At 63.9% G+C, this 20982-nt stretch carries 20 protein-coding genes and 1 pseudogene; 8 read left to right on the top strand and 13 right to left on the bottom strand.

The window, feature by feature from the left end; genetic code table 11:
- The first annotated feature begins 57 nt into the window (after positions 1–57).
- Positions 58–1425 carry an MFS transporter gene (locus XH87_RS16745; protein ID WP_271588128.1) on the top strand — a complete coding sequence of 456 codons (1368 nt, stop codon included), beginning with the start codon at positions 58–60 and terminating at the stop codon, positions 1423–1425.
- Positions 1426–1475: 50 nt separating this feature from the next.
- On the opposite strand, the pseudogene XH87_RS16740 reads toward XH87_RS16745, so the two are convergent.
- Together XH87_RS16740 and XH87_RS16735 are read right to left on the bottom strand one after the other, a co-directional pair.
- Positions 1476–1652: pseudogene (locus XH87_RS16740) on the bottom strand (amidase family protein); the annotation flags it as partial.
- 21 nt (positions 1653–1673) lie between these two features.
- Positions 1674–2279 (bottom strand): TetR/AcrR family transcriptional regulator, encoded by a 606-nt coding sequence (locus XH87_RS16735; RefSeq protein WP_271588127.1) that lies wholly within the window; start codon positions 2277–2279, stop codon positions 1674–1676.
- A 200-nt stretch (positions 2280–2479) separates the two neighbouring features.
- On the opposite strand from XH87_RS16735, the gene XH87_RS16730 reads away from it, so the two are divergent.
- Together XH87_RS16730 and XH87_RS16725 are read left to right on the top strand one after the other, a co-directional pair.
- Positions 2480–3724 (top strand): efflux RND transporter periplasmic adaptor subunit, encoded by a 1245-nt coding sequence (locus XH87_RS16730; protein WP_271588126.1) that lies wholly within the window; start codon positions 2480–2482, stop codon positions 3722–3724.
- A 178-nt stretch (positions 3725–3902) separates the two neighbouring features.
- Positions 3903–7091, top strand: coding sequence for an efflux RND transporter permease subunit (locus XH87_RS16725; RefSeq protein ID WP_271588125.1), 3189 nt, complete (start codon positions 3903–3905; stop codon positions 7089–7091).
- Between the two features lies 1 nt (position 7092).
- On the opposite strand, the gene XH87_RS16720 is transcribed toward XH87_RS16725, so the two are convergent.
- The 5 genes from XH87_RS16720 to XH87_RS16700 form a co-directional block, all read right to left on the bottom strand.
- On the bottom strand, positions 7093–7545 hold the full coding sequence (locus XH87_RS16720; RefSeq protein ID WP_271588124.1) for a MaoC family dehydratase: 453 nt from the start codon (positions 7543–7545) through the stop codon (positions 7093–7095).
- A 389-nt stretch (positions 7546–7934) separates the two neighbouring features.
- On the bottom strand, positions 7935–8357 hold the full coding sequence (locus XH87_RS16715; RefSeq protein WP_271588123.1) for a hypothetical protein: 423 nt from the start codon (positions 8355–8357) through the stop codon (positions 7935–7937).
- A 12-nt stretch (positions 8358–8369) separates the two neighbouring features.
- Positions 8370–8591 carry a hypothetical protein gene (locus tag XH87_RS16710; protein WP_007592399.1) on the bottom strand — a complete coding sequence of 74 codons (222 nt, stop codon included), beginning with the start codon at positions 8589–8591 and terminating at the stop codon, positions 8370–8372.
- A gap of 222 nt (positions 8592–8813) precedes the next feature.
- The gene (locus XH87_RS16705; protein WP_271588122.1) at positions 8814–9632 is read right to left on the bottom strand and encodes a lytic murein transglycosylase; all 819 of its coding nucleotides are present in this window, start codon (positions 9630–9632) and stop codon (positions 8814–8816) included.
- Positions 9633–9670: 38 nt separating this feature from the next.
- Positions 9671–11524: a flavin-containing monooxygenase gene (locus XH87_RS16700; protein ID WP_271588121.1), complete on the bottom strand. Its 1854-nt coding sequence runs from the start codon at positions 11522–11524 to the stop codon at positions 9671–9673.
- A 185-nt stretch (positions 11525–11709) separates the two neighbouring features.
- On the opposite strand from XH87_RS16700, the gene XH87_RS16695 reads away from it, so the two are divergent.
- The 3 genes from XH87_RS16695 (at position 11710) to XH87_RS16685 (ending at position 14559) form a co-directional block, all read left to right on the top strand.
- A complete protein-coding gene (locus tag XH87_RS16695) occupies positions 11710–12921 on the top strand; it encodes an acyl-CoA dehydrogenase family protein (protein ID WP_271588120.1) in 1212 nt (403 codons plus the stop codon).
- A 305-nt stretch (positions 12922–13226) separates the two neighbouring features.
- Positions 13227–14006, top strand: coding sequence for a hypothetical protein (locus tag XH87_RS16690; protein WP_271588119.1), 780 nt, complete (start codon positions 13227–13229; stop codon positions 14004–14006).
- On the top strand, positions 13993–14559 hold the full coding sequence (locus XH87_RS16685) for a hypothetical protein (RefSeq protein WP_271588118.1): 567 nt from the start codon (positions 13993–13995) through the stop codon (positions 14557–14559). The genes XH87_RS16690 and XH87_RS16685 overlap by 14 nt, the downstream gene beginning before the upstream one ends.
- An 11-nt stretch (positions 14560–14570) precedes the next feature.
- Here XH87_RS16685 and XH87_RS16680 read toward each other — a convergent pair whose 3' ends face one another.
- The 4 genes from XH87_RS16680 to XH87_RS16665 all read right to left on the bottom strand — a co-directional run bounded on the left by XH87_RS16680 (position 14571) and on the right by XH87_RS16665 (position 17289).
- Positions 14571–14963, bottom strand: coding sequence for a hypothetical protein (locus XH87_RS16680; RefSeq protein ID WP_271588117.1), 393 nt, complete (start codon positions 14961–14963; stop codon positions 14571–14573).
- 21 nt (positions 14964–14984) lie between these two features.
- Positions 14985–15458, bottom strand: coding sequence for a hypothetical protein (locus XH87_RS16675; protein ID WP_271588116.1), 474 nt, complete (start codon positions 15456–15458; stop codon positions 14985–14987).
- A gap of 324 nt (positions 15459–15782) precedes the next feature.
- Positions 15783–16691: an amino acid ABC transporter substrate-binding protein gene (locus XH87_RS16670; RefSeq protein WP_271588115.1), complete on the bottom strand. Its 909-nt coding sequence runs from the start codon at positions 16689–16691 to the stop codon at positions 15783–15785.
- 178 nt (positions 16692–16869) lie between these two features.
- Positions 16870–17289: a nuclear transport factor 2 family protein gene (locus XH87_RS16665; protein WP_271588114.1), complete on the bottom strand. Its 420-nt coding sequence runs from the start codon at positions 17287–17289 to the stop codon at positions 16870–16872.
- Positions 17290–17432: 143 nt separating this feature from the next.
- Here XH87_RS16665 and XH87_RS16660 point away from each other — a divergent pair, with 143 nt between their 5' ends.
- Entirely contained in the window at positions 17433–18674 is a 1242-nt protein-coding gene (locus tag XH87_RS16660) for an amidohydrolase family protein (RefSeq protein ID WP_271588113.1), read from the top strand.
- Between the two features lie 199 nt (positions 18675–18873).
- Entirely contained in the window at positions 18874–19194 is a 321-nt protein-coding gene (locus XH87_RS16655; protein WP_035715918.1) for a hypothetical protein, read from the top strand.
- Here XH87_RS16655 and XH87_RS16650 read toward each other — a convergent pair whose 3' ends face one another.
- Positions 19195–20106, bottom strand: coding sequence for a DUF1932 domain-containing protein (locus tag XH87_RS16650; protein WP_271588112.1), 912 nt, complete (start codon positions 20104–20106; stop codon positions 19195–19197).
- A complete protein-coding gene (locus tag XH87_RS16645; protein WP_271588111.1) occupies positions 20106–20975 on the bottom strand; it encodes an ABC transporter substrate-binding protein in 870 nt (289 codons plus the stop codon). Before XH87_RS16645 ends, XH87_RS16650 begins: the two co-directional genes overlap by 1 nt.
- Positions 20976–20982: the final 7 nt, after the last annotated feature.

Here is a 20982-nt window from a genome sequence, read left to right as displayed (position 1 = left end):
GATCGCCCATAGAAGGCGGGCCGCATCAACCAGAATGACAGTCAAGGGAGAGCGTCAATGTCGACATCGGTGAACGCAGGTGGCCGCCTCGATCGGCTTCCGATCGGTCCATTCCATCGTCGCATCATGCTGCTGATCGGCATCGGCATGTTCTTCGACGGTTTCGACATTTACATCGCCGGAACCGTGCTCAGCGTTACGTTGAAATCAGGCTTTTCGACGCTCGCCCAGAACGCGGCCTTCATCTCCGCGACATTCGTCGGCATGATGCTGGGATCGTTCGGCACCGGCTTCCTGGGCGACCGCTACGGACGCCGCTTCACCTATCAGTTCAATTTGCTGCTTTTCGGCATCGCTTCCCTTGCTGCGGCATTCTCGCCGAACATGGCCTTCCTGATCGCCTGCCGATTCGTGATGGGCGTTGGGCTCGGGGCGGAAAACGTCGTCGGCTATTCGACGATGACCGAGTTCGTGCCCGCCCGCACCCGCGGCAAATGGCTCGGCTTCACGAGCGTGTGCGTGGTCACCGGTTTGCCCGTGGCGCTGTTGGTCGCATCGGTGCTGGTGCCGCAATTCGGCTGGCGCTCCATGTTCGTGCTCGGCGGCGTCGGCGCGCTCGTGGTCTGGTACATGCGCAAGTCGCTGCCGGAATCGCCGCGCTGGCTGGAGGCGGTGGGGCGCACCGCGGAAGCGGAAGCGCTGATGCAGGCCATCGAGAAGGAGGCGGCGCAAGGTCAGCCCTTGCCTGCTCCCGCGGCCGCCGCATCCGCCCCGGCCGCGGCCGATCTCGGCACGCTGTTCACCGCGCCCTTGCTGTCGCGGATGATCGTCGGCGCGGTCTGCCTGATCACGATCAACACCCTGCTCTACGGCTTCGTGACCTGGCTGCCGGTATTCTTCGTCAAGCAGGGCCTCTCGATCGCGACCTCGTTCGGCTATTCGCTGCTCATGGCGCTCGGCGCGCCGATCGGCTCGGCCATCGGTGCATTGACCGCAGACCGCTGGGGCCGCAAGCCGACCATCGTCGGCGCATCGCTGATCGCGGTGGTGCTCGGCATTCTCTATCCCATGATCTCCGACCCGATCCTGCTGCCGGCCGTGGGCTTCGCGCTGACGGTGCCGATCTACGTGCTGGTCGCACTGCTGTTCGGCATCTACATCCCCGAGTTGTTTCCGACCGAGGTCCGCCTGCGCGCCTCCGGCATCGTCAACACGCTGGGGCGCGGCGCCACCATCGTCACGCCGTTTCTCGTCGTCTCGCTGTTCGAGTCGCGCGGCGTGGCCGGCGTGATGGCGCTGATGATCGGACTGCTGGTGGTGCAGATCATTACGGTCTGGGCCCTCGGCATCGAGCCACGGCATCGCAGCCTCGAGGAGCTCAAGCCGGAGGAAACGGCCGCACCGGTGCTCAAGGAAGCGTCCTGACTCTCTCCACCCATGGCCGGGCTTGTCCCGGCCATCGACGCCTTGTCAGAGTTGCTCGAGCACACCATCGCGCGCATCGAGGCGTTGACCTGTTCTTTCAAGGTCACGGGGATGCCGAGCAACGGCCGCCGCTCGTTGCGGCCGAGCGCGGCATCAGCGGCACGGGCGGCGTCTCTCGCGCGATCGAAATCGCGAACGACGATCGCGTTGATCTTCGGATCGAGCGCTGCCCTGCAATGCGATCTGCGCTACGTCTTGTCAGCCGACTGCGCCTCGATCGCCTGCACCGCGACATCAGCGACCTGCCGCAGCGCTTCCCGATCCGCGCCTGAGGACGCCATCACGCCCATGCCGACGGAGACAGCCGAGACATAACGTGCGAGCGCGGCGGGATCTGACGTTGGCTTGAGATCGCCTTCGGTCTTGGCGCGGACGAAACGGTCGCGGAGCTGGTCTTCGTTCTGGGCTCTCCGGGCGGCGAGCTCGAAGGGAACGTTCTCGGAACCGGTGCCGCAGGCGATGCCGCCTTGCACCAGCAGGCAGCCGGGTGGATTGGCAGGATCGGTCTGCTTGTCGGCGATACCCATCAGCATCCGTTCGGTGACGGCGCGGGCGGTCGGTGCCGCCACCACCTCGTCCATCCAGATGTTGCGCAGCTTGGTGTAGCGGTCGAGCGCGGCCTTCAGCAGGCCTTCCTTGTTGCCGAAGCAGGCGTAGAGACTGGGCGGGTTGATGCCCATGGCCTCGGTGAGCTGGGCAATGGTCGCGCCCTCATAGCCATGACGCCAAAACACTTCCATCGCCTGGTCCAACGCCATTTCAGCGTCGAATTCGCGGGGGCGTCCCATGCCCATGTGCCTGTCTCCTCGGACTTCGCGTTCTGCCGGAGGCTTAACGCGAAGTCCTAACTATTTGTTCTAATTCTACTTTCCCGGGGCCTTCCAAATCTTGCGGTATGCCGCTACAATTTTCTTAGTGAATGGTACATAAGTATCTTGCACTGCGGTATCCAGCTCCACATCTGTAGTGAACACTACATATCTGGAGCGCGCAAATGCACCCCTCCCAAAATACCTCCCGCACCGGCCGTTTCCGCCGCCTTCTGGGTGGCGTCGCCGTCGTGGGCGCCCTCGCCGCAGCCGGCTCGATTGCGACCGGCCGCTACTTTCACGCGGCGCAAGCGACGACACCGGCCGCCGCGGCCGAACAAGCCGTTTCCGTCACCGTCGCGACGATCGAGCCAAGGCAGACCGTGCTGTGGGACGACTTCTCCGGCCGGCTGGAGGCCATCAACCGCGTCGAGCTCCGCCCGCGCGTCGCGGGTGCGATCCTGTCGGCGAACTTCACCGAAGGCGCGCTGGTGAAGGCCGGCGACGTGCTGTTCAAGATCGATCCCGCCCCTTATGCGGCCGAGGTCGACAAGGCTGCGGCCCAGCTCGAGGCAGCGAAAGCGCGCGTCGTGTTCACCCAGAGCGAGCTCGAACGCGGCGCGCAGCTCGTCGGCAACGCCGTCGTGACGCGGCGCGACTACGATCAGCGCGACAACGCCAATCGCGAAGCGATCGCCAATGTGAAGGCGGCCGAGGCGACGCTCCAGACCGCAAAGCTCAATCTCGACTACACCGAGGTGCGTGCGCCCGTGGACGGCCGCGTCGGCAAGATCGAGGTCACCGTCGGCAATCTCGTTGCCGCCGGCACCGCGTCCCCGGTGCTGACCTCGCTGGTCTCGGTCAATCCGATCTATGCCTCTTTCGACGCGGATGAGGAGGTCGTGCTGCGCGCGCTGAACTCGATCGCGGATGCCTCCGGCAGGCGCGGCAAGCTCGACCAGATCCCGGTCGAGATGACGACGTCGGGCGGCCTCTCGGCGAAGGGTCACATCCAGCTCATCGACAACCAGGTCAACGGCCAGAGCGGGACCATCCGTGTCCGCGCCGTATTCCGCAACGATGACGGGCGTCTCATCCCCGGTCAGTTCGCCCGCGTACGCATGGGCCAGCCGAAGCAGCAGGCGCTGGTCATGATCGACGAGCGCGCGATCGGCACCGACCAGGACAAGAAGTTCGTGATGGCGGTCGGTGACGACAGCCGCGCCGTCTACCGGCCGGTCACGCTCGGCGGCGCGGTCGATGGGCTTCGCATCGTCACCTCGGGCCTGAAGTCCGGCGACCGCATTGTCGTCAACGGCCTCCAGCGCGTGCGTCCCGGTGCCCTGCTCAAGACGGAAGTGGCGGCCATGGGCGCGCGCGGACCACGGCAGGCCTCCAACCACGGCAACCAGGACGTGGTGCAACGCTAAGTCATTCCGGGGCGCGCGTAGCGCGAACTCCGGTGCGCAATTGCGCACCTGAGAATCTCGAGATTACGAAGTTCCGATCATCTCACCTCTGGATTCCGGGTTCGCGCGCGATGCGCGCGCCCCGGAATGACGGTGAAGCGGTCGGAGAACCGCACGATATTGCCCAGGGGCAAAGCCAATGAATCTCTCGAAATTCTTCATCGATCGTCCGATCTTCGCCGGCGTGCTGTCGGTGCTGATCTTCCTCGCCGGCCTGATCTCGCTGTTCGCGATGCCGATCTCGGAATACCCGGACGTGGTGCCACCCTCCGTCGTGGTGCGCGCGACCTATCCCGGTGCCAATCCCAAAGTGATCGCGGAGACGGTGGCGACCCCGATCGAGGAGCAGATCAACGGCGTCGAGAACATGCTGTACATGTCGAGCCAGGCAACCACCGACGGCGCGATGACGCTGACGGTGACGTTCCGCCTCGGCACCGACCCTGACAAGGCAACGCAGCTGGTGCAGAACCGCGTGCAGCAGGCCGAGCCGCGCCTGCCGGCCGTGGTGCGCCAGCTCGGCATCATCACCAAGAAGTCGTCGCCCGACCTCACCATGGTCGTTCACTTGCTGTCGCCGAACGGCCGCTACGACATGACGTATCTGCGCAACTATGCCGTGCTCAACGTCAAGGACCGGCTGGCGCGGATCGACGGCGTCGGCGACGTCCAGCTTTATGGTGCGGGCGACTATTCGATGCGGGTCTGGGTCGATCCGCAGAAGGCGGCCGAGCACGGCCTGACCGCGAGCGACATCGTGCGGGCGATCCAGGCGCAGAATGTCGAGGCCGCCGCCGGCGTGGTCGGCTCCTCCCCGAACGTCAGGGGTATCGATCTGCAGCTCTCCGTCAACGCGGAAGGCCGGCTCGCGAACGAGGAGCAGTTCGGCGACATCGTGGTCAAGACCGGCACACGCGGCGAAGTCGTGCGGCTGCGCGACGTCGCGCGCATCGAGCTCGGGGCCTCCGAATACGGCCTGCGCTCGCTGCTGGACAACAAGCAGGCGGTGGCGATCCCGATCTTCCAGGCGCCCGGCTCCAACGCGCTGCAGATTTCCGACAACGTCCGCGCCACCATGGCCGAGATCAAGAAGAACATGCCCGAGGGCGTGTCCTACCAGATCGTTTACGACCCCACCCAGTTCGTGCGCTCCTCGATCGAAGCCGTCATCCACACGCTGCTGGAGGCCATCGCCCTCGTCGTGCTGGTGGTGATCCTGTTCCTGCAGACCTGGCGCGCCTCGATCATCCCTCTGTTGGCCGTGCCTGTGTCGATCGTCGGCACCTTCGCGGTGATGCATGTGTTCGGCTTCTCCATCAACGCGCTCAGCCTGTTCGGCCTCGTTCTCGCGATCGGCATCGTCGTCGACGACGCCATCGTCGTGGTCGAGAACGTCGAGCGCAACATCGAGGGCGGGCTGTCGCCGCGTGACGCCACCTATCAGGCGATGCGCGAGGTGTCGGGTCCGATCATCGCAATCGCCATGGTGCTGATCGCGGTGTTCGTGCCGCTCGCCTTCATCTCCGGCCTCACCGGGCAATTCTACAAGCAGTTCGCGCTGACGATCGCGATCTCGACCGTGATCTCGGCCGTCAACTCGCTGACGCTGTCGCCGGCCCTGTCGGCGCTGCTGCTCAAGGGCCACGACGAACCCAAGGACAGGCTGACGCTGGTCATGGAAAAGAGCCTTGGCTGGTTCTTCCGCGGCTTCAACAAGGCCTTCACGCGCTCCTCGGAAAATTACAGCGGCACCGTCACCAAGGTGATCTCGGGCAAGGCCGCGGTGATGGGTCTCTACGTGGTCCTGGTCGGCCTCACCGCACTCCTGTTCCAGCAGGTGCCGAGTGGCTTCGTGCCGGGCCAGGACAAGCAATATCTGGTCGGCTTCGCCCGCCTGCCCGACGGGGCGACGCTCGACCGCACCGAGGAGGTGATCCGCAAGATGAGCGACATCGCCCTGACCCAACCCGGTGTCGAGAGCTCGGTCGCCTTCCCCGGCCTGTCGATCTCGGGCTTCACCAACTCGTCCAACGCCGGCATCGTGTTCTCGACACTGAAGCCGTTCGACGAACGCAAGGATCCCTCGCTCAGCGGTCCCGCGATCGCGGCCGAGTTGAACAAGAAATATGCCGGGATCCAGGAAGCCTTCATCGCCATGTTCCCGCCGCCGCCGGTCAACGGCCTCGGCACCATCGGCGGCTTCAAGCTGCAGATCGAGGACCGTGCCGGTCTGGGCTATGACGCCCTGAACGAGGCGACGAACGCCTTCATGGCGGCGATGCAGAAAGCACCCGAGATCGCCGGCGTGTTTTCGAGCTTCCAGGTCAACGTGCCCCAGCTCTTCGCCGACATCGACCGCACCAAGGCGCTCCAGCTGGGCGTGCCCGTGACCGAGGTGTTCAACACGCTGCAGATTTACCTGGGCTCCTATTACGTCAACGACTTCAACAAGTTCGGCCGCACCTATTCCGTTCGGGTTCAGGCCGACGCGCCGTTCCGCGCGCGCGCCGACGACATCAGGCAGTTGAAGGTGCGCTCGTCCTCGGGCGACATGGTGCCGCTGTCCGCGCTGCTCACGATCCGCCAGAGCGCGGGTCCGGAGCGCGCGATCCGCTATAACGGCTTCCTGTCCTCCGACATCAACGCGGCAGCCGCGCCAGGTTTTTCATCGGGCCAGGCGCAGGAGGCGGCGACGCGGATCGCCGCGGAGGTGCTGCCGCCCGGCTTTGCCTTCGAATGGACCGACCTGACTTATCAGGAGTTCATCGCCGGCAATTCCGGCATCTGGGTGTTCCCGCTGGCGATCCTCCTGGTGTTCCTGGTGCTGGCCGCGCTCTATGAGAGCCTGACCCTGCCGCTCTCGATCATCATGATCGTACCGATGGGCCTGTTGGCTGCAATGTTCGGCGTCTGGATCTCGAGGGGCGACAACAACGTCTTCACCCAGATCGGCTTGATCGTGCTGGTCGGTCTCTCCGCCAAGAACGCGATCCTGATCGTCGAATTCGCGCGCGAGCTCGAATTCGCCGGGCGCACGCCGATCCGGGCCGCGATCGAGGCAAGCCGCTTGAGGCTCCGCCCGATCCTGATGACCTCGATGGCGTTCATCATGGGCGTGCTGCCGCTGGTGCTCTCGACCGGCGCGGGCTCGGAGATGCGGCGCGCGATGGGCGTTGCCGTGTTCTCCGGCATGATCGGCGTCACGGTGTTCGGCCTGTTCCTGACGCCGGTGTTCTATGTGCTGCTGCGGACCGTCACCGGCATGAAGCCGTTGACGCATCACGGCAGCGACGCCAGCGCGGCGCCGGTTCAGGGGCTCGCCGAATGAGTCAACGAGAGTCCCGCCGCGGCACGATTGCGATCGGAGTGAAGGTGTAAACCTCCTCGCCCTTCTGGTTGAACATCGTCCATTTCACCAGCGCGATACCCTGCGGCTTCGACTTGGACGGCGTCAGGCTCATGACCTCGCCGACCAGATGCAGACGGTCGTTGGGCCGCACCGGAACGGTCCAGCGCAGCCCATCGACACCGGCGCCGATCAGCGGATGCGGGCCGAACGGGCGGGTCTGGATTGCGAGGTTCATGGCGATCGCCGCGGTGTGCCATCCCGAGGCGGCAAGCCCGTTGAACAAGGTCGTCTTGGCGGCCTCGTGGTCGAGATGCATCGGCTGCGGATCGAACTCGGCGGCGAAGCGCTTGATGTCGGCCTCGGTGACCAGAACTTCGGGGGACTTGAACCGCATTCCGACGGTGAGATCGTCGAACCACTCGACCTGCGCCATGATTTTGCCTCGCAATGTGATGCGCCGCTGCCAAAGAGACGGCTCAACGGCCGTGAGCGACAGCGGCATATAGCGGGCCCGCAGCGCGCAAACCAGCGCGGGGTTCCGCACGAAACCCCTTTCCCGATGCGACGAAACACGCCTGAAACAGATGGCCGGTTAGATGGTTGTCAAAATAAATACAGGGACGGCCACCATGCAATTGATCCTCGACCTGATCTACGATTTTTCCTGCTGCCAGAACCTCGTTGCCCAGCCGGCACGGGAGGACGAGCAATGATTGAGCTGATCTCGGCGCTGCTCGCCCTGTGCAGTATCGGAGTCTTCGCTGCGCATGCGCTGGACGCCTACCGCTCCACGCATTTCTGACCGCCTCACCCTTCCCGGCGCTAGAAGGGCCGCCGGTAGAAATGCTCGGAATGCGTAGCCGGCGGAAACCGGTTTGCGAGCGCGAGCGCACCCTTCTCGTCCGTTTCGAGCGCGATCTTCTGCGCCAGCATCACATCGCCTGGCACCAGGAAGCCTGACGGAACGAAGCACCACCCCATCGTCGCATGCCCTTCGCCGTCGATCTCGTGGACATTGGCGGCTGTGCCGTAGTGAATGCGGTAGATTCTGCCGGTGTCGCAACCGACGACATCGAAATACCGGTGCTGCTCGAACTGCGCGCGCTGCGCCGGCGACAACCATTCGGCCAGAAGCCGGCGGCCGCGCGCATCCGGCGTGTTCTCGCCAAAGAAGCGGCGATAGAGTTCACGCAGCGCATGCAAACGCGCACGCGCCGGCGCGCGGAGCCAAACTGCCGCGATCATGGACAGCTCAGATCAACCGCCGACCAGGCGGGGATAGAACAGCGTTTCCTGCGCGGTCGGGTCGAACGACCGGATCCGGGTGACTTCGCCGGGACCGGTTCGAAGAGCGGCGGTGAAGCCGGCTCCGGTGAGCTCCCGAAAGCGCCGTTCGGCTCGCGCCAGCGCTTCGGCATTGCCAGGATCAAACTCGTGGCGTGTGTCGCCAGTCTGGTCCATCACGATCTGGGTAGCCATGTTGAGTCTCCTCATGCCCAGCCCTGAACTTGATCAAAGCAAACCTCGTGCCGTCGGTTCCGAATGGCAACAACTTTCTCGCGCCGGCGCATCACGGCTTGCTGAGCGGCTTAAGGCGCGATGAGATCGTCGTCGCGCTTTAGGTTATTGTTTAAGCATAATCTTTTCGGAAAACCGCTGCGCACTTTTCGCCAACGCGGCCGTTCGGGTCCCGATCATGTTCTAGCGCGATGCCGCAGCGCCGCCGCCCTCGTCGATCTGCCGGCCCATCAGCGCGATTGCCTTCTGGTAAACGCCTGCGGCATTCCAGGCCTCGATGGCAGCGAAATTCGGCTCGCCCGGCTGGTATCCGGCTCCCGCGCGCCAACCATGGGCCTTGAGGAAGTTCGCCGTCGAGTTCAGCGCATTCGCTGCGACTTCGAGATTGCCGGTACCGTAGGCCAGAATGTTCTTGGGCATGAACTGGGTCTGGCCGACCTCGCCATGCATGGAGCCGCGGGTTGCCCCCGACAGCGTACCCCGGTCGATCAGCTTCAAGGCCGCATAGAGCTGGTCGGTGAAAAACTCGGGCCGGCGGCAGTCATAGGCAAGGGTCGCGATCGACGACAGCATGTTCTGGTTGCCGCGCTGGCTGCCGAAGCCGGTCTCCATGCCCCAGATCGCAATCAAGGGTCCGGGCGGGACGCCATAGCGCTGCTGGATCGAAGCGAACAAGGCGGCCTGCGACTGCTTGAGCTGCCGTCCCCTGGCAACGATGGTGGTGGCGCCGCGCTTGGCCAGGAACTGGTCGAGCGTCAGCGAGAAGCTGCGCTGGCCGCGGTCGGCCGCGATGGTGGCGCTGGCGTAATTGGTCTGCATCAGCGCCGAGAGCGCGGTGGGACCGATACCCTTGCCCTGCGCCTCCGCGCTGAACTCGCGCTTCCAGGCCTCGAAGCCGGCGGACGAGCTGCCGCATTGCGCGGCCTCGGCGGAGGGTGCCAGCCAACCGAGCAGCGTCATTGCGCCAAAAACCGCTCCCGCAACAGCCCTGCCCCTGATCATACCCAGTCTCCTGTCCTGCACCGCTCGGCGGCGCAATCTTACCCGTTGGAAAGCGCCGACTCCATGGCGTGATCATAGGACAATTCGAGACCTCCCAGATTCCCCTCCTTGCGCCATTTCGCGAGCAGCCGCAGGAATGCCACCGGCCCGCGCCAATATTGGCTGTTTCTCGCCGCGATCGGATCGAATACGCCTTCGTTGTTGTAGTAGCCCGGCGTGCATTCGGCGAGATAGGTCTGCCGGCCGAGCGCGGCCTTGACGACCTCGTCGACCCAGGCGTTCTCGGCGGCGAGCGTGGGCTCCAGGGTGCGCGCTTTGCGCTCGCGGGCCTCCTTGATGACATAGGCGATGTGCTGCGATTGCTCGTCGATGATGTGCGGAAAATTGGCGCTCTGTCCGGCCTGCACCGTGACGATCAGGAAGCAGTTCGGGAAGCCGCGGCTGTAGAAGCCGTGCAGCGTCTTGACGCCGTCGCGCCAGCGCTGGGACAGGCTCATGTCGTCGCGGCCATAGACCTCGAAGCCCATGCGGCGCGCGTAGTCGGTGCCGACCTCGAAACCGCTGGCGTAGATCAGGCAGTCGAGCTCGTAGGCCCTGCCGTCGACGATCACGGCATTCTCCGTGATGCGCTCCACGCCCTGCCCTCCGGTATCCACGAGATGCACGTTGGGGCGATTGAAGGTGTCGAGATATTCGTCGTGGAAGCACGGTCGCTTGCAGAATGCCTTGTACCAGGGCTTGAGCGCTGCCGCGGTCGCCTTGTCCTTGACCACCGCGTCGACGCGGGCGCGGATCTCCTCCATCTTGCGGTAGTCGGCCTGCTCGATCAGCTTCAGCGCCTCTTCCATCGAGGTCACCGGCTGCGTCTGCCGGCGCGGCGCCAGCAGGATCTCGCCGAGCAGGCCGGTCCAGCCGTCCTGCACCAGATCCTGCTCGAACGGCTCGCCTGAAATCACGGCCGTGAAATTGTCCATGCGTTCGCGCTGCCAGCCTGGCTCGAGGCTCTGCGCCCAGGCCTGATCCGTCGGACGGTCGTCGCGAACGCCGATCGCAGACGGCGTGCGCTGGAAGACATAGAGCTGCTTCGCCGAACGGCCGAGATGCGGCACGCATTGCACGGCAGTGGCGCCGGTGCCGATGATGCCGACGCGCTTGCCGGCGAGACCGGTCAGACCACCGTCCGCATTGCCGCCGGTGTAGCCGTAATCCCAGCGACTGGTATGAAAGCTGTGGCCTTTGAACGTCTCGATGCCGGGAATGCCCGGCAGCTTCGGACGGCTCAGCGGACCGCCGGCAAGAATGACGAAGCGCGCGCGGATGCGATCGCCCCGATCGGTCTCGACCAGCCAGCGCGCCTCCTGCTCCTGCCACGTCATCCGCGAGATGACGGTCTGGAACAACGCGCGCTCGTAGAGCCCGAAATGACGACCGATACGCCGTGAATGCTCGTAGATCTCCGGCGCCCGGGCGTATTTGCGCACCGGCATGTAGCCGGTCTCTTCCAGCAGCGGCAGATAGATATAGCTCTCGGTATCGCAGGCGGCACCGGGATAGCGATTCCAGTACCAGGTGCCGCCGAAGTCGGCGGCCTTTTCCACGATACGAAAATCATCGATGCCGGTCTCGCGCAACCGCGCGCCACACAACAGACCGCCGAAGCCGCCGCCAACGATGAGCACTTCGGTCGCTTCGCTGACAGCTGCCCGCGAAAATCCCGGATCGGCCCAGGGGTCGTCGAGGTAGCGGCCGAATTCGCCTGTGACCTCGACATATTGCGCCTTGCCCTCGGCGCGCAGACGATGGTCGCGCTCGTCGCGATAGCGGGCACGGAGAGCGGAAACATCGATCGTAGATGCGCCGGTCGTACCGGACTTGTGTCTTTCCGCTGACATCCATCTCCTCCACGGCGAACGCTGCTTCGCCGGCAGCTCGCCTCACGTTAGCCCCGAAAAAGCGCCGCATGCAATCATGCCAGCCGTTTTTTGCGTGAACGCCGCGTGACCTTCCGCTAACCTCGCGCGCAAGACACAAGCTCGCGCCACGCAACGACGTCGCCCTTCGATCCAGGAGACGAAAGATGCTCTACCCGATGTCGCCCAAAGTCGCCGAGCTCAAGCGCAAGCTCGAAAGCTTCATGGACCGGCACATCTACCCGAACGAGGAACGCTTCTATCGCGAGGCCGAAGAGCTCGGGCCGTGGAAGGTCTATCCAATCGTCGAGGAGCTGAAGCCGCTGGCGCGCGCCGAGCGGCTCTGGAATCTGTTCTTGCCCGAAAGTAGTCACGGCGCCGGTCTTTCCAATCTCGAATATGCCCCGCTCTGCGAGGTGATGGGACGCTCGCACCTCGCGCCCGAGGTGTTCAACTGCTCGGCGCCCGACACCGGCAACATGGAGGTGCTGGAGCGCTACGGCTCGGAGAAAGACAAGGAGCGCTGGCTGAAGCCGCTGCTCGCCGGCGAGATCCGCTCCTGCTTCGCCATGACCGAGCCGGCGGTCGCATCATCCGATGCGACCAACATCGAGAGCTCCATCGTGCGCGACGGCGATCATTACGTCATCAACGGCCGCAAATGGTACACGACGAATGCGACCGACCCGCGCTGCAAGATCTGCATCTTCATGGGCAAGACCGACCCCGACAATCCCGACCGCCACAAGCAGCAATCCATGATTCTGGTGCCGATGGACACGCCCGGCATCGAGGTGAAACGTCCCCTGCCCGTGTTCGGCTTCTACGGCGTGCCCGACCGCGCCTCCGAAGTGGTGTTCATCAATGTGCGCGTGCCCAAGGAGAACATGCTGCTCGGCGAGGGCCGCGGTTTCGAGATCGCACAGGGCCGCCTGGGGCCCGGCCGCATTCATCACTGCATGCGCCTGATCGGCCTGGCCGAACGCACGCTGGAGAAGATGTGCCGCCGCGTGCGCAGCCGGGTCGCGTTCGGCAAACCGGTCTCGGAGCAGACGGTGACGCAGGAGCGCATCGCGGAAGCCCGCATCATGATCGAGCAGGCCCGGCTGCTGACGCTGAATGCGGCCCACGCGATGGACACGGTGGGCAACAAGGTCGCGAAGGCCGAGATCGCCATGATCAAGGTCGCCGTGCCCAACATGGCCTGCCAGATCATCGACTGGGCAATTCAGGCCCATGGCGGCGGCGGGACCTCGAACGATTTCGGTTTGACCCAAGCCTACGCCACCGCGCGCTTGCTGCGTCTCGCCGACGGGCCGGACGAGGTTCACCGCAACCAGATCGCGCGGCTCGAGCTGAAGAAGTATTCGAACGCTTAGCTGCGCATCGTCTGTTTCGCTAATCGGCAGCGGCGACCGTTCTTCCCCTCTCCCCTCGTGGGAGACGCGGAGCCTTAAATAGTGCTGCAAAATCAACGCGGTGACAATTCGCTGTCCGCCGTTCTGTCTCGCCCGGCCGACGCCGGGAAAAGCTGTTGAAAACGTCGCCGAGCATCGATTCCCGCTCATTTAGCACGTCGCCGGGGAACGAGGCACCGCCGAAAGTCGGTGCGCGCGTTGGTGGTATTGTTAGGACCCCTCTGCTTTACTGGAGTCTATACAGGTCTCCTTTCGCTGAGTTCTCCATGGCCACGCCTCGCAAGCGGAAAAGCCGCGCTGACGGCACCGAGCATTACCGGTTCAAGATCGACGCCTATACCCCGGCGACGATCCCGATGGGCCGCCTCGCTCAATACATGAACGAGTTGGCGATCCTGCTCGGCGAGCGCGACTCCGTCCACTTTCGCGGTCTCACCAAGGGCAGCACCATCCTAAACGCGCGCGTTGACCGTGAAGCCGCGCCGAAGGTTCACGATCGTATGGTCGCGGTGCGGGCGGGAGACGCTAACGCTGACGCTCAGCGTGCCTTCAATGCCTTGAACACACTCCTCAGGGCGGACAATGCTGTTGGCGTTTTGCGGGATGCCGCGCCTCGTGGCGCGGTGGTGATCCGCTTTCCCGGCCGCGAGCTGACCGAAGAGAAGTTCACCGTGCGCCAGCAGGGCTCGATCGACGGATTCGTCACCGGGGTGCGCGGCAAAGATGCGACGATCCACGTGACGCTCCAATCCGAAGGCCGGCAGATCAGCGGCTGCGAAACCACCCGCGCCATCGCAAAGCAGCTCGGTGCCAAGCTGTTCGAGCCCGTGCGCCTGTTCGGGCGAGGCCGCTGGGTGCGTGAGGGCGATGGCGAGTGGACGCTTGAGCATTTTCGGATCGAGAGCTTTGAGCCTCTGCAGGATGCCTCGCTCTCTGACGCGCTCGCGGCCCTTCGCGACATCCCAACGGAATGGGGTGACGACGCATATACCGAGCTGACAGATGAGCGGAAGGGACGGGGGAGCCGCAACAATGGTGGTCATTGATTCCACCAACCTGCTGCTGATGCTCCGGCCTGACACGCGAGTCCCCGGCGGCGCCAACGGGAAGCCGGTCGATCGCGCCAAGGAGCGGATCGACTATTTGATCGCGCGGCTGAGCAAGGCAAAATCAAAAATCATCATTCCGACCCCTGCGTTGGGCGAGGCTCTCGTAAGGGCGGGAGCTGCGGCCTCGCAGCAGATCGTTGATGAGCTGCAAAAGTATGTGGTGTTCAGCATCGAGCCTTTCGATACGCGGGCAGCGCTGGAGGTTGCGGCGATGTCCCGCACAGCTCTTGCAAACGGCAACAAAAAAGCAAACTCAACAGCTCCATGGCAAAAGGTGAAGTTTGATCGCCAGATTGTCGCCATAGCGAAGGTCCACGGCGCGACTGAAATTTACTCTGACGATAGCGACATTGCTACTCTTGGCGGGCAGGCGAAGATCAAGGTCATCCGATTGGCAGACCTGCCGCTGCCACCTGAGAAGGACCAGCTCGACCTTCAACTTGAACCGGCGGCTGCGGACGTTGAAGCCATATCCGGCGACGAAGGTTGAGGCGTGTCCGTCTACTCCTTGAGCCAAAAAACTACGACGGATACCACTTTGGGATCGGGAGTATCCCCCGCATACCAGTCCCACGTCTTGCCGTCGTTGTAAGAGATGATGGCGCTTCCGGTTTTGCTATCGCGCCCGTATTTTGGCGCGTCCTCCCCACCGACCAACACACCGCTCGCATTATAGGCCTTCACGTGCGCCTTGTAGCTGCAGCCTTTGTCGCCAAGAGGCGCGTGCATGAAGTCGCAGTCTTTTGGTTTGGTGCTCGTCTGAACCTTATCGAAGCCAACTTGGTATTTTACGCCATACCAAAGCGCATTCGTCCAACTGTCCGGAGCAAAGAACCAAAGAGCCGCCAACCCAAAAAGAAAATATACTGCAGCATCATCGTCAGATTGAGCCACGTTTTCAGCCCCAATGGATAGCTATGCGTCCCGCGTGAAGCCGGCGCAGAGCCAGCCAATGCACCAGAAGCCGAGATAGGCCACGACGGCAATAATGCCGGTGATCATCAACCCGATGCCGAGGTTTGACACGCCATCGCTTGTCAAGGGGGTGGGCGCTGGCGCGTCGGCGATGGCGATCACTTGGGTGACGGAGTTGTAGGAGAACCTGTATCCACCGGAGCATCCGCCCACGTCATAGTCGACATCGCTGCTGTATTCGTATTTCCGCTTGAACGTGACGCCACTGCGCGCGAGCCGCGCGATACACTGCGCGGCTTCGTGCTTGTCTACAGCAGACTTGTAACCGTTGATGCCGGCCATAATGGAGGCCGGGACGCCGATCACCGCCGTCAGCACGGCGATGACCGCGCCGATCCGCGTGAAGCCGCGAATGAAGCGCGCGCCGGCCGTGAGTGTCACGCTCGGCTTTTGATAGGGTTTCAGATCATTCATTGGTTTTTCCCTCCCCCGTAATCGCGGCTTGCATCTCCTTGCGCCAGAATGCCATTGACGGCGCGCTCCAGCTTGGCGCGGCGCGTAACGACCGACCACCTTTGAGACCTGTCGGAGACGGCTATGCAACCGATGGATGCCGTTATCCCCGGAATTGATCACCGCGCGCGCAGCGCCTGCCGCTGCAGCCGGCCGAGCCGCCGCCGGCAGTGTCACCGGTAGAGCTGCCCTCTCCTACAAGGGGAGCGGGCGCAGCAACGCGCAGCTTGAGCATTCTGGCCTCGTATCGCGTGCGAAGGCAATCAGCGCCCAGGCTCCCTCGCCTCAGTTCACTCCGTAGGCATCAGGATCGGCGCTCGAGCTCGGCTTCTTGAAGGCGTTACGCAAGGCCGGCGACATCGGAACATTGTAGTTGAGGCCATTCGGCGGCGTCGGCGATTGCAGCCACTTCTTGTAGAGCACCTCGATCTCAGGGCTTGCATAGAGCTCCGCGGTTGCGCGATCGGCCAGCGCCTTGAATGGCGCATCCTCGCGCCGCAGCATGATGCCGTACGGCTCCGGCTTCGAGAACGCCTCCTCGCTGATCATGTACGCTTGCGGCTCCTTCGACCGCGCGATGGCGACGGCGAGCTGCACGTCGTCGAGGGCGTAGGCCTGGGCGCGGTCGGTTTCCAGCAACAGGAAGGCCTCGGCCTGGTCCTTGGCAGGCATCAGATTGATGCCGAGATTGCGCGCGGTGTTGACCTTGGCAAGCTGCGTCAGGTTGACCGAGCCGGCGACCGCCGTGACCGCCTTGCCCTTGAGATCGTCGATGGTGTTGATCCTGGCGGCCTTCTTCGCCGCGAACCGCGTCGCGCTGAGGAAATGCGTGTTGGTGAAGGCGACCTGCTTCTGGCGATCGGCATTGTTGGTGGTCGCCGAGCAATGCAGGTCGAGCGTGCCATTGACCATCAAGGGAATCCGGTTCGACGAGGTCACGGCGAGAGTGTCGACGGCGATGTCGGGCATGCCAAGCTGCTTCTTCACGGCGTCGACGATCCTGAGGCAGATGTCCATAGCAAAGCCAACCGGCTTCTGGTCGCCGTCCAGATAGCTGAACGGGACCGAGGCCTCCTGATAGCCCAGAGTAATCTTCTTGGTCTCCTTGACCTTCTGGAGCGTGCCCGACAGGTCTTCGGCCGAGGCTGCGCCTGCAAGACATGTCAGGGCCAGAATAATGGTGGGTAGGCGCATCGGCTGCTCCTAAAAGGGGGCTGGCGCCTCCATGCCGGGCGCAATTGCGGGGGTTGATAGCGCAGGCCTGCTCCAGCCGCCAGACATGCGTGCGCCTATCAGCTATCGCAGCTTTCGATAAGACGAGCGGCAGCTCCTTTCCGCCGAAGCAGCGCCACCCGGAACGGCGAGATGGCTCTTACGCGTCGATGCCGCGCTGGACCAGGATCCGCTCGGCGCTGTCGTTCCAGACGTCCATCCTGGTGATCTTGCCATTGCGCACCACGAAGCGGTCGACGTAACGGTTCCCCTCGAACAGGGTTCCATCCTTCCATTCGCCATAGAGCGTGCCGACGCTGTAAACCACGGTCTCGCCGTCCCCGGGGCAGACATCGAACCGGTCCATCTTCTTCTTGACCCAGCGGTAGCGCTTGGCGTTGAAGGCGGTTGGGCCACGCGGATGATCGAACGTGCGCCCGCCGGTAAAGGTGATCACGGTGCCGGGCGCCATATAGGCCGCCGCGGCGTCGGGATCGGGAATCATCGATGCCGCAAGATAGGCTTCCACGATCGCGGCGTCGGACAACGGAGCGGTTTCGGCTCTTGCGGCAACGGACATGGTTGGTTCTCCCGGGTTCGCCGAATACTATCGTCACTCGCGCGGAAGCCATGCATATATTTTGAACATCTGCCTCGCTACACTGCCGACAATCTGGAGCCGCCGACCCCGGTTGATTGCTCTAAATTCCGTCCGCAAGAGCCATGACCACCCAGACAGTCTTCGACCTGATCTTCCGTAACGCGCTGCTGCGATCATCCGCCGCCCCCGTCGACATCGGCGTCGCCCGCGGCCGGATTGCCGCGATCGAGCCGAGGCTGGCTTGCGAGGCTCCCGAGGTCGCCATCGGCGGGCACCTCGTCCTGCCTGGCTTCGTCGACAGCCATATCCATCTCGACAAGGCCTGCCTGCTCGACCGGTGCGGACATGATCACGGCAGCCTCGGCCAAGCGATCCGGGCCGTATCGGCGATGAAGCGCGAGTTCACCATCGAGGACGTCCATGCGCGCGGCGCCAAGGTGCTCGAACGCGCCGTCATGCACGGCACGACACACATGCGCACGCACGTTGAAATTGATCCGCGGATCGGCCTGCGCAGCTTTGAGGCGATGAAGGCGCTGAAGCTCGACTATGCCTGGGCGATCGACCTGTCGCTCTGCGTCTTCCCGCAGGAAGGCCTGACCAACGACCCCGGAGCCGAGGAGCTGCTGATCCAGGCGCTGCGTGATGGCGGCGACGTGATCGGCGGCTGTCCCTATACCGACACCGACCCGAACGCCCATCTCGCGCGCATCTTCGATCTCGCGCAAGAATTCGACGTCGACGTCGATCTCCATCTCGATTTCGACCTCGACCCCTCCTGGTGTCATCTCGACGAAGTCTGCCGGCAGACCGAACGGCGCAACTATCAGGGACGGGTCGCGGTCGGCCATGCGACAAAGCTCTCCGCACTGCCGCCGGAACGTATGAAGGCTGCTACCGCGCAACTGGCAAGGGCCGGCGTCGCCGTCACCGTGCTACCCGCGACCGATCTCTATCTGATGGGGCGCGAAGCCACCCACAACGCGCCACGCGGGCTGACGCTCGCCCACAAGCTTGCGGGCGACGGCGTCGTGTGCTCGGTCGCGACCAACAACGTGCTCAATCCCTTCACGCCGTTCGGCGATGCCTCGCTGCTGCGAATAGCCAATTTCTACGCCAACGTCGCGCACGCCTCGGTGAGCGATTTCGACACCTGCCTCGATCTCGTGACCGATCTGCCGGCCCGGCTGATGAACCTTGGTGACTACGGCATCAAGGTCGGCAATCCTGCCGATCTCGTTGTGCTCGATACGCAAGACAGCCGCTTCGCCGTCGCAGAGCTGCCGGACATCATGATGGGCTTCAAGCGCGGCCGGCGGACGTTTGAGCGGCAGCGGCCCACCCTGTTCAGTCCCAAGAGCTAATGAGGTCGAGACGCCTTGCCAACGGTAAGATTGTCGGGAAACGGCCTGGCCGTGGAGCCACTTCAGTTCGATTCTGCCGGTTTGAACTCGCCGGGTCCGGTAGAATCCCGGACCGTAGTCCAACGTGTTGCGAGGCCGGCTGCGCCGACCATTATTGCGACCTGCACTGACCATCTGCGTTCAATGGGGAAGTATGGGTATGTTCAGCGCATTCAGCAGCATCGATCATCATTCCGTCCGGTCTCGAACACCCACCGATACGGCGCTGAAGCGGCTTGACGGCATCGGCCACGTTCTCTCGGGTCTCGACATCTCGGCGATCCGGACGCAGGACGACGTCAATCGTACGCTCTGGACGCTCGATGCCGCCAGCAAATGCGTTCGCGCCGTGCTGGCGGAATTCCGCACGCAACCGGCCACGGAACAGCTCGTCCGCAAATCTCGCAATCTGATCGACCTGATCGAACGCGCTCGCGACGAGGTCGTGAGCTTTCAAGCCCGCGGCGCGGCCTCGAGCTGACTACTTTGCGCGATTGATCTTCGCGAGGATCCGGTCCGCCTCAGCACTGCGGGCGAACTCCTTCGTGCCCCTGACGCCGAACAGCCCTTCATCGGCGAGGTCGGCCACCCAGGCCTGCCGCTCGGCCGTGCCTTGCGCCGACCACGGCGTCAGCCCCGCCTCGCGCACGGTCTCGGCGACCTCACGCACCTCCTCGGCGCGGCGACGGCCGTGCTCGATCACGCGCTGGAAGACATAGGCGCCCTGCTTCTCCCAATCGATGCCCGGGAACGTCTCCGCAAGCGAGGCCAGCACGGCATCCTCGACGCCATAGGCGCGCGCGGTGGTGAAGCTTTCGATAACCATGGCCTCCAGGCCCTTGATCATGATGCTGCGGCACATCTTCACCGCGGAGGACACTCCGAGCTTGTCGCTCGCAACCTTCGCCGCAAAGCCGATCGCGTTCAACAGCGGCTCCAGTTCCCTCGCGCCGGGGCCGCCGAGCAGCAGCGGCACCTTGATGCGGTAGGGCGGCACCGAGGTCATCACCGCGCCCTCGACATAGCGGCCGGCGGCGCCGTCGATCAGTGCTGCGGCGCGCTGCTTGGCGCCGGGAGAGGCCGAATTGAAATCGAGGAACCAGGAGCCCTGATTGATCGCCGCCGCACAGGCCCTTGCGACCGGAACGGCCTGGCTCGCCGTGACGGCCGAGACGATGAAATCGGATTTCGCGGTCAGCTCGGCGTGAGACTCTGCGAGCGCCACGCCGAACCTCGCCGCATGGTCCTTCAGCGGCGCGCCCTGCTCGCCGCCGAGCTTGATGTCATAGGCGAAGACCTTGATGTCCTGCTGGCGCAGATCCTCGGCCAGTATCCTGCCGACCTCGCCATAGCCGACCAGCCCGATCTGCCAGCGCCTGGGATCACCTGCCATCAGTTCAATCCTCGTGTCGTCTCGTCAAAGAGATCCTCGACCGCATAGCGGCGCGGAATCAGCGCCTGCTGGAATGCGTAGTCGATGATCAGCTCCAGCGGCTTTCTGTTTGCCTCGATCCCGAACGGGATGAGGTCGGGCGTCGCCGCGAGCCCTGCCCGCTCCTTGCTCCGCTTGAGCAGATCATAGACGCCCGCGACCACGTCGGGCCGCGATTTCGCGAGCTTCTCAGTCACGACCACGAGATGGTTGACCGGCACGACGCCGCGGCGGGCGTACCATTTGGCGGCCTCGGCGGCGGGATCAGGGAATAGCGGCTTCAGCTTGGGATTATCAGAGGTCTCGCCCAGCACGGCATCGAGCTCGCCATCGAGCAGCATCTGGAGGATCTTCTTGTCCTTCGGCGCGCGCTCGGTGGTGTCGACATATTCGGCGACATGCGGATCCTCGAACGTCACCCATTTGATCTTGTCGAGGTTCACGCCGCAATCGTTGGCGAGGATGCCCCTGATCCAGGCGCCCGTCGTGGTCGTGAAGGAACGGATGCCGACGCGCTTGCCTTCGAGATCGGACGGACCGAGCGTTCCCTGCGCGGGGTTGTACAACGCATAGGAATGCTGGAAGCGGCCCAGCATGGTCGCCGGCAGCAGCACCAGTGGCTTGCCGTGCGCCTTCGCCATCAGATAGGTGACGATCGCCATCTCGCAGACGTCGAAGGCGTGCTCACGCACCATCGGTTTGAATGCCGTGTTGGTCGGCGTGTACTCGAGGAAGTCGAGGTCAAAGCGGTCGGAGCGGAGCTCGCCGCTCTTCACCGCCTGGACATGGGGATGACTGCCGAGCACGGCCTTCAGCTTGAGACGATCCATCCGCCCG

Origin of the sequence: Bradyrhizobium sp. CCBAU 53415, from assembly GCF_028128735.1 — a bacterium.
Lineage (GTDB): Bacteria > Pseudomonadota > Alphaproteobacteria > Rhizobiales > Xanthobacteraceae > Bradyrhizobium.
The sequence above is the reverse complement of the archived record's forward strand: the minus strand, read 5'-3'. Positions and strand labels throughout refer to the sequence as shown.